Origin of the sequence: Gemella sp. 27098_8_155 (assembly GCF_041433725.1) — a bacterium.
Lineage (GTDB): Bacteria > Bacillota > Bacilli > Staphylococcales > Gemellaceae > Gemella > Gemella haemolysans_D.
Genome location: NZ_JAPWCA010000004.1, coordinates 31,036 through 44,162 on the forward strand (window position 1 = coordinate 31,036; position 13,127 = coordinate 44,162).

Annotated in this window: 10 protein-coding genes and 2 pseudogenes; 3 read left to right on the top strand and 9 right to left on the bottom strand. The window is 31.4% G+C overall.

Translation table 11 applies throughout. The features are described from left to right. Window positions 1-3 precede the first annotated feature (3 nt). Window positions 4-1,710 carry a PTS transporter subunit EIIC gene (locus O5Y44_RS02740; protein ID WP_271987229.1) on the bottom strand — a complete coding sequence of 569 codons (1,707 nt, stop codon included), beginning with the start codon at window positions 1,708-1,710 and terminating at the stop codon, window positions 4-6. A gap of 239 nt (window positions 1,711-1,949) precedes the next feature. On the opposite strand from O5Y44_RS02740, the gene O5Y44_RS02745 reads away from it, so the two are divergent. Further along, complete coding sequence (locus O5Y44_RS02745; RefSeq protein WP_271987230.1) at window positions 1,950-2,717, top strand: MurR/RpiR family transcriptional regulator; 768 nt, start codon at window positions 1,950-1,952, stop codon at window positions 2,715-2,717. A gap of 196 nt (window positions 2,718-2,913) precedes the next feature. Here the strand turns inward: O5Y44_RS02745 and O5Y44_RS02750 are convergent, their stop codons facing one another. Genes O5Y44_RS02750 through O5Y44_RS02760 form a run of 3 tightly spaced genes read right to left on the bottom strand, consistent with a single transcriptional unit; the run spans window position 2,914 to window position 7,005 of the window. Continuing rightward, entirely contained in the window at window positions 2,914-5,538 is a 2,625-nt protein-coding gene (locus O5Y44_RS02750; RefSeq protein WP_371465485.1) for a hypothetical protein, read from the bottom strand. Between the two features lie 24 nt (window positions 5,539-5,562). Further along, the gene (ytpR, locus tag O5Y44_RS02755) at window positions 5,563-6,168 is read right to left on the bottom strand and encodes a YtpR family tRNA-binding protein (protein ID WP_371465486.1); all 606 of its coding nucleotides are present in this window, start codon (window positions 6,166-6,168) and stop codon (window positions 5,563-5,565) included. 36 nt (window positions 6,169-6,204) lie between these two features. Then, window positions 6,205-7,005, bottom strand: coding sequence for a DUF1444 family protein (locus O5Y44_RS02760; protein WP_271966208.1), 801 nt, complete (start codon window positions 7,003-7,005; stop codon window positions 6,205-6,207). Window positions 7,006-7,182: 177 nt separating this feature from the next. On the opposite strand from O5Y44_RS02760, the gene O5Y44_RS02765 reads away from it, so the two are divergent. Next, on the top strand, window positions 7,183-7,443 hold the full coding sequence (locus O5Y44_RS02765) for a transporter (RefSeq protein WP_371465487.1): 261 nt from the start codon (window positions 7,183-7,185) through the stop codon (window positions 7,441-7,443). Between the two features lie 50 nt (window positions 7,444-7,493). Here the strand turns inward: O5Y44_RS02765 and O5Y44_RS02770 are convergent, their stop codons facing one another. Beyond that, window positions 7,494-8,915 carry a peptide MFS transporter gene (locus O5Y44_RS02770; protein WP_371465488.1) on the bottom strand — a complete coding sequence of 474 codons (1,422 nt, stop codon included), beginning with the start codon at window positions 8,913-8,915 and terminating at the stop codon, window positions 7,494-7,496. Between the two features lie 331 nt (window positions 8,916-9,246). Between O5Y44_RS02770 and O5Y44_RS02775 the strand changes: the two genes are divergently transcribed. Beyond that, complete coding sequence (locus O5Y44_RS02775) at window positions 9,247-10,410, top strand: multidrug effflux MFS transporter (protein WP_371465489.1); 1,164 nt, start codon at window positions 9,247-9,249, stop codon at window positions 10,408-10,410. Window positions 10,411-10,452: 42 nt separating this feature from the next. On the opposite strand, the pseudogene O5Y44_RS02780 reads toward O5Y44_RS02775, so the two are convergent. The 4 genes and pseudogenes from O5Y44_RS02780 to ybaK form a co-directional block, all read right to left on the bottom strand. After that, a pseudogene (locus O5Y44_RS02780) lies at window positions 10,453-10,731 on the bottom strand (transglycosylase SLT domain-containing protein); the annotation flags it as partial. Between the two features lie 159 nt (window positions 10,732-10,890). Continuing rightward, window positions 10,891-11,493 (bottom strand): annotated as a pseudogene (locus O5Y44_RS02785) (ubiquitin-like domain-containing protein); the annotation flags it as partial. Between the two features lie 4 nt (window positions 11,494-11,497). Then, window positions 11,498-12,286 (bottom strand): TatD family hydrolase, encoded by a 789-nt coding sequence (locus O5Y44_RS02790; protein ID WP_371465490.1) that lies wholly within the window; start codon window positions 12,284-12,286, stop codon window positions 11,498-11,500. A gap of 280 nt (window positions 12,287-12,566) precedes the next feature. Beyond that, window positions 12,567-13,058 (bottom strand): Cys-tRNA(Pro) deacylase, encoded by a 492-nt coding sequence (gene ybaK / locus O5Y44_RS02795; protein WP_102169840.1) that lies wholly within the window; start codon window positions 13,056-13,058, stop codon window positions 12,567-12,569. Between the last annotated feature and the right edge of the window lie 69 nt (window positions 13,059-13,127).

The window sequence follows — 13,127 nt, forward strand, 5'->3', positions numbered from 1 at the left end:
AAATTATTCCTCCATACCAAGCATTTCTTGGATTTCCATTTTTAATACATTAGCATGAGATCCGTAAATTGATTGCATTTGCATATCACTTTCTGCAAATCCCATAGCTCCAAGTTTCGTTGTAATACGTTCTTGGTCTACTAAGCTTTTATCTTTTACATTAATTCTTAAACGAGTTATACAAGCATCTACAGCTTCGATGTTATCTGGTCCACCGTGTGCTTTAACTAATTCAATCGCTTGTTTTCTAATTCCTTCTGGTGTTTTTTGTACTGTTTCCATTACTTCATCATCACCAGCAGCTACGTCTACTGATTTTGGTGCTTCTTCTTTACCGATTGTAGCGATTTCTACACCAAGTTTAGCACGAGCTTCATTTTTATTAGATAATTTAACATCATCTCCGTCTTCACGACCAGGAGTTTTAAGATCGAATTTAACAATCATAAATCTGAATACGATATAGTAGATGAAGAAGTAAACTACACCTACGATTGGTACTAACCACCAAGCTGTTTTAGGACCTTGAAGTACTCCGTAGATTACCCAGTTAATAAATCCGTGTCCAGTTGGAGTAGCGACCCCTGCTCCTAACATGTGCATTACGAATAATGCTGAACCAGCTAAGAATGCGTGTACTACATAAAGAATTGGAGCTACAAATAAGAATGTAAATTCGATTGGTTCTGTAATACCAGTTAAGAATGAAGTACCTGCAGCTGCGAATAATAATGATCCTACAACTTTACGTTTTTTCTCATCAGCTGTTTTGTACATTGCATAAGCTGCACCAGAAAGACCGAACATGAAGTAAACGAATTTACCACCGTTGAATCTTGTAATACTTGGATCTACATGTTGTACGTTTGGATCAGCTAATGAAGCTAAGTAAGCGTTGATTGTACCAACTACACGTTGTCCACCAATTTCCCAAGCTCCACCTAGTTCTGTTGTACGAACTGGCCAGTTTAAACCGTGGTGAAGACCGAATGGTAATAATGCTCTTTCTACTAAACCATACAGGAACGTTCCAATAGGTCCTGATTTAAGGATGAAGATTGATAATGCACTAATACCTTTTTGTACTGGAGGCCATACGAAGAATAGTCCAGTTGCAACTGCTGACATGATTACGATAGTTGCGATAGGTACGAAACGTGGTCCACTGAAGAATCCAATAACTGTTGGTAATTGAACTTTAACAGCCCACTTATGGACGAAGTATACAACTATACCTACAATGATACCCCCGAATACACTAAGGTCCATTGTTTGAATACCAAGTACTTTTGTCTGCATGGCATTTGATAATGCTAATTTTGCTTCGTTACTTGATAATTTACTAGTATCTACTAATTTGTGACTTTGTACCAATAGGAAGTTAAGTACGTAGTGTAATACGATGAATCCTAGTAAACCAGAAAGTGCAGCAGAACCTTTTTCACGTTTTGCTAAACCTACAGCTACCCCAACTGCAAAAATAATTGGTAAGTTGTTGAATGCTGTATCTCCTAATACGATTAGGAATTTCATAATAAATTGAATAATGTCATTTTTTAATGCTGGGAACATTTTTAGTGTGTTTGAATTACTGAAGGCTGTCCCGATCCCTTTAATAATACCTGCACCAGGAAGTACAGATACTGGTAATAAGAACGAACGTCCGAATTGCTCAAAAGCAGAAACGAATTTATTTTTTTTCTTTGCCATTACCTTTTCTCCTTTGTTATTTTTTATAGGTACATTATAACAGATTTGAAAACGATTTTTTCGATTTCGCCTAAAAGTTTCTTGATTTGTAATTTATTACTATTTTAGTAAAATTTTACTGAACTATAGAAAACCTTAACAATATAGCTTTTATTTTTCTATATTTTGTGATATGATACTTTATGCTGAGTAATCAAATGAAAATCTTTAGTAAATTTTACTATAGGGGGAACTTTTTTATGTTTTTTGAGAATTTAAAAGAAAACTATGATAGACTATCGATTTCGGAACAACAAGCTATTGATTATCTAATGAAACAAGATAATATTGAACATACCACTCTAAAAGAAATTAAACAAGAAATCCTTGTTTCTTCTTCTACTGTAATTCGGGCTTGTAAAAAATTGGGATATAACACATTTATTGACTTAAAATATGATTTGAAAATAAGCAAAGAGTTAGCTAAAAATAATAAGGCGACCTCATCTACCTTTAACAACTTAAAAGAACAACTTAGTGTCGAATTTTCACGTACTATGTCTATTCTTAATCAAGATGATTTTGATATTTTTGCTGATAAAATAATTAATGCACGTCGTATTTTTTGTTTAGGTAGTGGTTCTAGTTATATGGTTATGAGTGATTTCAATAGAAAGCTTAAACTTATAAATCTTTGGGCCAATGATTATTTTGAACATTATTCTATTAAAAGAATCCCTGATATTTGTACAAAAGATGATGTAATTCTAGTATTTTCTCTAGGGGGAAATACAGACGTAATTAATGATTGCGTCTTAGCAGCGAAACAACACGGTGCAACTATTTTATCAATCACTAGCCTTGTGAATAGCCCTCTTGCTAAAATGAGCGATCACTTAATAAAAGTCTACGATGCACCAAAAAACAGAAAAAAAATTCGTTCTCGACTTATGTTAAACGTAGTTGGAATAATTCTATTTGAAACTATCGTAAATACAATAAGCCCTGGTCAATATGTAATAGATTAAAATTAATAACAAGGGATTGGCTCGATAAAATCGATTTCTCTGAAATCACGATTTTTGAGTCACTCCCTTATTTATTTTCTTATATTTCATTTCAATATTAAAAATTCAGTCTATAGCTAAGTTTTTTTCTTCCAATGAAATATCCTAAACAAAGAGGATGGCTCAAAAGCCATCCTCTTTGTTACTGATTATCTAGTTATTTTTTATTTTTAACCTTATTTTTAGGTACTCGTTTTGCTGAACCTATATTCCAAACTGTCTCTTCTTGTGAGGCAATTTCTTTATAGATATTAGCATTACTTATTTCTGTAGCAGCTTTAGCTTCTACTGCTTTTTTTTCAGCTATTTTTGGTTCATCTTTTTTTACTTCAAGTGTAGTTTTACTCACTTCATTATTTATAGATAATCCTGTAGTTGATATACCAACTGGTTTATTTGAATTTTCAGCTGTATTACGTGTTGCTGAACCATATACAGAAGAATATACTGGAGATGGTTTAAATTTACCTACACTACGTGATTTAGGAGTGATAGTATTTGAACTCATCATTTGACTTGTTACTGATTTAGTCGATGTAGAAATTCCTGATGAAGAATATTTTTCAAAAATTGCATCAAGTATTTTTTGATTATTTTCAATTTTTTCTTTACTTACTGGTCTATATCCATAATCTACAGTTTTATATTCACCTAACTTAGTTCCATTACCTTTATCAAAGTACTCAGAGACATCATTAGTGTATAATTTTTCTGTATAATCTATTCCGCGTTCAACTTCTTCAACTTGTTCACTTTCTTCGTGAGCTTTAGCATCTTCTACTCTCTTCTCAACTACTTCTTTAGGAACAACTTTTTCGTCTGTAAATTTATCTACATCATTAGCTTTTTTAATAATCTTATTGTTTGGAGATACTTCTCTTATTAAGCTATCAATATTTACTGAATCTGCAGATTCTTCAAGATAGTTTTGTTCTTCTAACTCTTCGATTTCATCTTCATTTAAATGATAATCACTGTAACCAGAAAGTCTATCTTTTTTAACTTCTTTAATTTCTTCGTAATCTTCAACTTCAATGTCTTCTATTTTAGCCGCTTCTTGAACTAAATCAACATAAGTTTCTTCTTGTTTTTCTTTCTTAAGGTCAGCTAAATTTTCATTAAGTTCTTCTATTTCAGGAAGAGTTTCTTCTTTTCTTGGAGAAACATCAATATTCTCAGTTTTAATAAGCTCATCTAAGGCTGTTCTTTCTTGAGTATTCTCAGATTTCTTACCTTCATATAAACCTTTTCTGAAGTTTTCAACTTCTTCGCTAGATTCTTGGCTTTCTTCGAATCTTTCACCAACAAGTTTTTTACTTACTCTATCGATATCATCTTCGAATAAATCTTCATTTCCTTCTAACACATCATGTACAGAAGTATATTTTAATTTTTCACGACGACTTCCTTCCGCATCAAGTTCTCTTACCTCAAGTGCTGGAGCTTCTTTCTCGTGAGTTTTACTTTCTTTTTCACGAATTTCATCAAAAATTCCATCTAATTTTTCGTTTTTCTTAACGTATAGTGGATTATCTTTTTCGATTTTATCGCTTCTTCTCTCTAAAGAATTAAAGTTTTCTTCAAATTCTTTACGAGCTTCTTTATTTTTAGTAACTCTTTCTTCTTGAACTTGAGTTTCCTCTTGAGTTTGACCTTTGAATGAAGTAGCTACTTCTTGTTTTAATTCACTACTATCCTTCCCTAGTACTACACTATCTCCAAGTTCATCAATCTTATGGTCTTGTTTTAATCTCTTAGTACGAACAGCTGCAAGCGTTGGGTGTTTTCTTCTTGTTGGTTTCTCATCAAAGATATCAACGTCAGTTATTTCAGAATTTGTAACACCAAGTTTCTTCAATGCATCTCCTAAGTCTGTAACTGTTCTAGCTGAAGCTTTCTCTTCTTTTTCTTCATATTTTGTAATATCAATTTCTTCAAATTTAGCCTCTTCTTTAACTTCATCTACAAACTCAATCTCAAGTTCTTCTTCGGATTCAGAATCAAATCTTTCAACAGATACTTGAGGTTTTTTCTTAACTGGAGTTTCCTCTTCGTATTCTTCTTCCTCATAATCATCTAATACCGCTTCTAACTCTTCTTGATCAATCTCATCTTCACTTACGTTAAACAATTTATCTTTAAGCCTTGAGAAGAATCCTACTTTTTTATCTTCTTCGTATTCTTCCTCGTCTTCATAATCTTCAAAGTCTTCTTCTTTTACTACTCTTGATTGTTCTTTTTTAGCTAGTTTAGCTTTTTCTTTTTGTTCGCGTTTTTGGCGTTCTAGATATGTTTTATAATCTTCAGCCTCATCATCTTTATCTTCTTCAAGAAGCTCTTCATTTAAAAAGTCATCATCTAATTCTTCATCATTTTGTTTAAATAAATTCTTGAATTTAGTGAAGAATCCAGTTTCTTTTTTAGATTTTCTCTCTTGTTCGAAGTCTTCTTCATAATCATCATCTTCGAATTTATCTATTTCAAAATCCTCAAGGTTTACTTCTTCATAGTCTTCAAATTTCTCTTGAGTTTTCTCTCTTTTTCTTCTGTTTCCAAAATCTGATTCAAACTCATCTTCTTCAAATGTTCTCTTAGACTTTCTAGAACTAAAGTCTATTTCAAAATCTTCTTCATCTTCATAATAGACTCTTTCTTTTCTCTTGTTTTCAGTTCTTCTTTCCCTAGTTTCTAAAGAACTTTCTTTCTTTTCTTTACGCGATATCTCTTCTTCGAATATCTCATCTTCATCTTCTTCTAAAAACCACTTTTTCCAATTAACCATACTTTACACCTCCTAAGCTAGATTTTATTTAAGATTCAAATCTTTAACTCGAGTTCCTACTTTAGTATCGGCACCTAATACTAAAATCCCTCGTGCTTCTTCTTGTGGTAATCCTAATTCACGTTTTGAACATAGCATTCCGTTTGATTCTACACCACGTAATTTTGATTTTTTAATTAATAAACCACTTGGCATCATCGCACCACTTAATGCTACAACAACTTTTTGACCTGCTTCTACATTAGGAGCTCCACAGACAATTTGTAATATCTCATCTTCACTAACTTTTACTTCCGTTACTTTTAGCTTATCAGCATCTGGGTGTTTTTCACAACTTAAAACTTCTCCAACTACGAAGAAATCGTCATTGTTTCCTTCTAAATCAATTTTGATTCCATTTTTTTCTAAACGTTTTTGAAGAATTTCTTTTTGTTCTTCTGTTAAATCAATACTTCCTTCTCCATCTAATTTCAAGTTTTCAACATTAAAAATATTTAACCCAACTAAAGCACCATTTTCATCTTTAATTAGAGTGATATTTTTTTTCTCCTCGTATGTTACCTCTTCTTTACTTTGAATAGTAATTAATAATGTTTCTCCTAACATTTTCTTATTGTAAAAAAATAACATGACTCTCTCTCCTATACTTAATTTTAATTTTTAAAGTTATTCTACAAAAATAAAATAACTCTCTAGTTCTTTTCCATCATATTTAAATGTAATTGTTGTTATTGGCACAAGCCCTTCCGTAAAAAAATGAACCATCATTTTTTGCAAAATTTCTAAGCCCTGTTTATTATTTATATCTGCGATAATTAACGTATCTTGATGTGGCAAGCCGACATAAAATGAATCACCTATTTTCTTATAGAAATAATCTAATACATTCTTATCAAATATTCTAGCTCCATCATAACCATCTTTTGCATTTAGGAAATAAAATCTATTCCCTGCAACTTCATCCACATTATACTTAAGTGGTAAGTTTTCTAAATTGTTTTTAGCAACTTCTAAAACTTCTTGCTTATTTTTTGAGAATTTATCTAAAAAACTACTGTCTAGCAATTTATAGCCATCTTTAAAATCATACGCTAAATAAATTTTAGTTTCATTTGTATGTTCAAAACTAACAAGATCTTTCTCATTATCTTTGTTAAAACTGCTAGCTCTTACTACGGGATAAATATTTTTCAATAATTGTTCTTCATTAATATTATCTAAAGAAACACTTGTTTGTGCACTGAAATTTTCTACTATATAGTAGACAAACTCTTCTATTTTTTTATCCCCTTTGCTAGTTTTCTTATCTCCTAGCTTTCTGACAAAACTATCTATATCTATTTTTGCACGACGATTTTCATACTCTAAAATAAAAACACTATTATCTTTTTCTCGTCGTTCGTGAATTTTTAAAGTAGGTAGTTTTTCTATTATTTTTTCAAATATATAATCTCTTGTATAAGACATATTGCCTCCAATTTGTGTATAATATGGCAACTTAATTATATCATATTTATTTGTATTCAATCAACATAAATAGGGAATATATACAAATATTATTCACTTTTTTACACTTTAGTTATTTAATTGCAGCTTACTCTTTTATTTGTTATAATTTTATATATAAAACTTAGGAGGAATTTTGTGAATAACGAAGCTAAAAAAGCTGAATTATTGGGAAAATACAATAATTGGGCAAAAAAAAATAAACAACGCTTGTTAATTTCTGTTGTTGTTTACTTAATAATAATTTTATTGAATTTCATATTTTTAAAAAATAATAAAATTACTATTCTTTCTTCTTTATTATTTTTTACTTATGCTATTTATGTATTTTCATTAATTTGGTTTATAAATAATAAACTTATTATGAATATTGATTCTATAGATTTTGATATAAAATAAACTGACTTAAATTAATCACTTTCGATTATTTAAGTCAGTCTTTTTATTTATTAAGCTTGTTGTACTTCTAGCTCTTCTTCATCTTCTTTTCCAATTTTATCAAGAGCCATAATTTTTTCTAGTGGGTTAGCTATGATAAATAACAGCACACCTAATACTCCCATAATTATTGCAATTATAGTTAATACTTTTTCATAACCCCAAGTTTCAGTCCAACCTACTGTTTTACCTGTAATCCATGAAGATACAACATATGTGAAATACCACATTGCCATAGACATAGCGGCGAATTTTTTAGGTAATAATTTACTGAACAATGCCATACCAATTGGTGATACTAGTAATTCCCCTACTGTTAGTACGAAGTATCCACCTAGTACGTACCAAATGCTCATTTTTATTGATCCATCTAGTTTTCCACCTAATGATTGAAGTCCTAGTACAAAACATACAAATCCTAAACCAGTTAGTAGCATACCCCAACCCATTTTCGTAGCAACTTTCCAGTCATTATTTTTTTCTGCTTTTTTCATCCAAAACCATCCAAATAGTGGAGCAAGTACTATACATAAAAATCCGTTGAATGAAACTAACCAAGTAATTGGCATATCAAATCCTAACACATTTAAATTTACAAGCTCATCTGTCATAAGAGTAATTGTTGTTTGTGTTTGGAAATACGCTGACCAGAAAACTGTAGAGAATACAAAAATTATAACAGCAGCATATAAACGACCTTTATCATATTTAGATCCTTTTAAATCTTCTTTATTTTCTTCAGCAGATTCATGTTTATTTTTACCAACTGGATATTTTCCTGAATCACCTAGTAATTTATTTTTACCAAATGTAAATAATAAGAATGTAATAAATAAACAGATAGAAACCATTAAGAACGCTGGTGTAAATCCGTAAACAGCGATTTTACCATCTGCTCCTTTTGTAGCTCCCCAATCTTGGTAAATTAGACCACCGATAATTGGGCCAAGTAAGCTTCCGATATTTACGAAAGTATAGAATATACTATATGCAGCATCTTTCATAGATACTTGTTTTTGATCATATAGTTCTCCTACAATAGCTGATAGGTTACCACGGAAGAATGCTCCAGCAATCGAGTTAATAATTACCCCTATTAAGAAGACGTAGAATCTACCATGAGCAAATGCAGTGAACAGTGTCCCTATCGAGTTAAATAGAATACCGAACTGAATTGCACGTTGCATACCAATGTATTTATCAGTTAAATATGCCCCAAGAAGTGGTAAAAGCGAACCAATTGTTCCTAGATAAGCCATTACGTCCCCTGCGAATGTTTTATCTAACCCTAATCCACCTTGTTCTACAGAATAAGTATAAAATAATATTAAAAAACCTGATGTTGCGTATGATGCGTAACTCTGAATGGCTATCATTACATTAATAAGCCAAAGCCCCTTAGGATGCTTAAATTTCTGAGAATTTTTTACCATATTAACAACCTCCTTTTCTACTTTATACTTTTATTTTAACAAACCTAAACCCTTGATACAACTGTTTTTTAAGAAGATAAAAAACATTATACACTCCCTAGTTTGAATACAAAATAATATTTAAAAATATAAAGTTAATATCTTTTATGTTAAGTACAAAAATCAAATTAACCACGTTTAAAAACAGTAAAATATTTAGTTAAGATTTATTATCAATAAATATAAAATTTCATATTAATTATTTTTAGTTCTATAAAGAAAAAAAACTTACGAAAAAAATTTTTTTATGCTATAATACGTAGCATATTTCAAAAAATCGAAAGGAATCAATATGACATTAAAAAGAAATTCTAAATTATTTTTAGTTCTATTTTTAGGAACTTTATCGGCTTTTGGGCCATTTGTTACAGACTTATATTTACCAGCATTGCCTACTATGACATCATTCTTCAATGCTAGTACCTCAACAATTCAACTTACTCTAACAGGTAGTATGGTTGGTCTTGCATTAGGGCAATTGCTTATTGGACCTATCAGCGATAAATATGGACGTAAAAATCCATTAATAATAAGCTTAGTTATATATTTAATAAGTACACTAGCTATTATTATCTTTCCGAATGTTTACGCAATGATAACATTGAGATTTATCCAAGGTGTTTCTTCTGCAGGTGCTGTAGTTATTTCTCGTGCTATTTCTACTGATTTATACCATGGACGTGAACTAGCTGCATTCTTTGCATTACTTATGGCAGTTAATGGATTAGCACCTATATTTTCTCCTATATTAGGGAGTCTATTACTTCAACTTACAGACTGGCGCGGAATATTCGTAACTCTTGCTGTAATAGGTATTATCTTATTAGTTGTAAGTTTCAAATTCCATGAATCACTAGAGTCTAGTAAACGATTGAATCTTCCTATAACTAAAACTTATTACTCGATCATCCTAGTCGCAAAAAATAAACTGTTCTTTGCCCTAGTTATCATACAAGGATTCGCCTTAGCTGCAATGTTTGCATATATAGCTGCATCTCCATTTATCTTACAAACACACTATAATTTAACTCCATTGATGTACAGTTTGTGTTTTGGTCTTAATGGTTTTGCTATAGTTTTAGGTAGTAAAAGCGCTGGTAACTTTAAAGAAAAAAATAGTATCAAACTTGGATTATCACTTATGCTAGCAGTTAGTATATATCTAGCAATCGTTTTAACATTAACGTTACCTTTCCTATTCATTGAAGCTGGATTTTTCCTTCTTCTACTGGGGCTAGGTTTCATATTACCTGCTGGTTCTGCTATTGCTATGAGTTTAGAACGTGAGCGTGCTGGTAGCGCATCTGCATTCTTTGGATTCGTGCCATTTTTCTTAGGTGGTGTCGTTTCACCTCTAGTAGGAATTGGTAATATCTTCCACTCTAGTGCAATTGCAATCGTGATTTGTTCTGCAATATCTTTTGTAACATTCAAATTAGTTGAAAAGAGAATATAAAATTAAAAAAAAGACGATCAAGTGATCGCCTTTTTGTTTATATTATCTCATTCCCCAAGCTGCTAAACCTTGCGCTTTGTATGCACGAGTAGCTGCATTGATTTGGTCTTGAACTGTTGCTGTAGATCCCCATCCTGGCATAGTTTGGAATAATCCACTAGCTCCTGAAGCATTTCTAGCATTTACTTGTCCGTTTGATTCACGTGCAATAATGTGTTCCCAAGTTGAAGCTGAAACTCCTGTACGACGAGCCATCTCTTGAGCTGCTGCCGCTCCTTCTGCTCCTGCAGTATTACCATTTGATAATCTTACTGAACCACCAGCTGATGAATATGATTGAGCTGGAGTTGATTGAGCTGAGTATGATTGGCTTGAAGCAGCTGATTGACTAGCTGATTTTTGTTGATCTGCTGGACGTTGTTTAGTTCCTACTACAACTACTTTAGTTGTTGCTTCTGTAAGTACTTTTTCTGAAACAACTTCTCTAGAGACTTCTTTTCCGTTTTCTCTTACAACATTATAAGTTACTTCTTTTTCTCCATTTTTACCTTCAACTTTAGTAACTTTTTCATCTACATATTTAGAATCATCTTTTTCTTCTTTTGTTTCAAATTTGATTTCTTCTTTTTTAACTTCTGTAGCTTTTCCATCTCTTACGATTTTAATAGTATCAACTGTTGCTACTTCTTTATTTAAATCTGATGTTACTCTATCGTTTTCTCCAAGAGTAATGTTTAATTCTTTTAAGATATCTCCAACTTTTTTGTAAGTAGTTTTTCTTACTGTAGTTGTATTACCATCAACGATTGTTATTTCATGGGCTTTATAGATGTTAATAGTTTCCCCACCGTTTACTTTTGTATCTAGTCCTGGTTCTACTCTATCATCTGCTCCAAAAGGAATATCATTAGCAATAAGAACTTCTCTTACTGTTCCTTTTTTAGCTTTTAGCTCAACTTTACTTCCGTTATCTAAACTTACGGCGAAAACATTGTGCCCTGTATATTCTTCCGCTACTACGAAAGCTCCTGATAATAATAATCCTGATGTTGCTGCTGCTGCAATAATTCTACCTAATTTCATTCTGTTAATCAATCTCCTTTTTATCTTCTAATCCGAACAACGTACATGCATTATTGAATGTTTGTTTAGTTAGTTGTTCATACGACATTTCTTTAAGATCTGCAATTTCTTGTGCTACATAATGCACATATGCAGGTTCATTTCTTTTTCCTCTATATGGTGTTGGTGTTAAATACGGACAATCCGTTTCAATTAACAACTTATCTAATGGACAAGCTTTTGCTACTTCTTTAGGTGTCTTCGCATTTTTAAATGTTACTGGACCTCCTAATGAAATGTAGAAGTTCTCTTTTAGCATAATATTCATACTTTCTACAGAACCAGAAAAGCTGTGCATTATTCCACCAATTTCACTAGCTTTTTCTTCTTGAAGTATCTGTATTGTGTCTGCCATAGCATCACGTGTGTGAATTACTATCGGTTTATTTACTTCTTTAGCTAGTTGAATTTGTCTTCTAAATACTTCTTTTTGAACATCTTTTGGACTTTTATCCCAATGATAATCTAAACCAATCTCACCGATTGCTACTACCTTATCATTTGTTAAAGCAATATTTTTTATCATTTCATATTTTTCTTCTGTGAAATCTATTGCTTCTACTGGGTGCCAACCAACTGTTAAATATAAAAAGTCATATTTAGCTGTAATTTCCAGTGCTTTTTCTATACTTTTATTATCGAAACCAACTATGTTTATTAATTTCACTCCCGCTTCTTTCGCACGAGCAATAGTTTCTTCTAAGTCTTCTAAATAAGCATCATCATTTAGATGCGCATGTGTATCAAATAACATACTACGCCTCCTTACTCCTATTAGTATAACAAAACAAAGTTTCAGTAGAATATCTAAACTATTTCAATTATGTTACAATACTTTTTCAATTAAGATGAATATTGTTACTTCATACGTTTTCAGCAATTTTTAGAGTGATTTGTTGTCTTTTTTCAACAATAATCTATAAATTTTTAATATTTAAATTTTACTGAATATATATTAATTTTTGTCAAAAAATAAAAACGACTCAAATAATAAGATACATCAATTATCATTATTAAAAGTCGTTTTCTCTATTTTATTCAGCTTTGAAGTCTACTACTTGAGCTCCGATAAGTTGCTCTAACACTTCTGGTTTTACTTCTACTTGGTGACCTACTTTACCTGCAGAAACAATAATCGTTTCTACTTCACGACATTTTTCATCTACAAAAGTCGGGAATAGTTTTTTCATCGCAAATGGTGAACATCCACCTTTTACATATCCTGTAATTTTTGTCAGGTCTTTAAGTGGTAACATTGATAAACTTTTCACACCTGCCGCCTTAGCAAGTTTCTTAAAGTTTATGCTATCTTCACTCATAAGTACTCCTACAACATAGTTTCCTTTGCCATCTGTAGTCATAATTGTTTTAAATACTTGATTGTGGTCGCGCCCGATAATATCAGCTACTCCTACACCAGTCTTCGCAGCATCACTTTCTGCATCAAATTCAAAATGATTATATTCTACACCATTTTCATCTAAAAATCGCATAGCATTTGTTTTAATTTCTTTTTTCTTAGCCATAATAGCTCCTCTTTTCCATATTATGTAATAATATTATTATTTTACTCCAAAGTTCGCCTACTGTCAAAA

Bases quoted from the DNA above. Each gene is read 5' to 3' on its own strand.
- O5Y44_RS02760 (WP_271966208.1), bottom strand. From the start codon at position 7,005: ATGTCTTATACAAGAGATTATATATTTGAAAAAATAATAGAAAAACTA.
- O5Y44_RS02740 (WP_271987229.1), bottom strand. From the start codon at position 1,710: ATGGCAAAGAAAAAAAATAAATTCGTTTCTGCTTTTGAGCAATTCGGA.
- O5Y44_RS02790 (WP_371465490.1), bottom strand. From the start codon at position 12,286: ATGTTATTTGATACACATGCGCATCTAAATGATGATGCTTATTTAGAA.
- ybaK (WP_102169840.1), bottom strand. From the start codon at position 13,058: ATGGCTAAGAAAAAAGAAATTAAAACAAATGCTATGCGATTTTTAGAT.
- ytpR (WP_371465486.1), bottom strand. From the start codon at position 6,168: ATGTTATTTTTTTACAATAAGAAAATGTTAGGAGAAACATTATTAATT.
- O5Y44_RS02770 (WP_371465488.1), bottom strand. From the start codon at position 8,915: ATGGTAAAAAATTCTCAGAAATTTAAGCATCCTAAGGGGCTTTGGCTT.
- O5Y44_RS02775 (WP_371465489.1), top strand. From the start codon at position 9,247: ATGACATTAAAAAGAAATTCTAAATTATTTTTAGTTCTATTTTTAGGA.
- O5Y44_RS02750 (WP_371465485.1), bottom strand. From the start codon at position 5,538: ATGGTTAATTGGAAAAAGTGGTTTTTAGAAGAAGATGAAGATGAGATA.
- O5Y44_RS02745 (WP_271987230.1), top strand. From the start codon at position 1,950: ATGTTTTTTGAGAATTTAAAAGAAAACTATGATAGACTATCGATTTCG.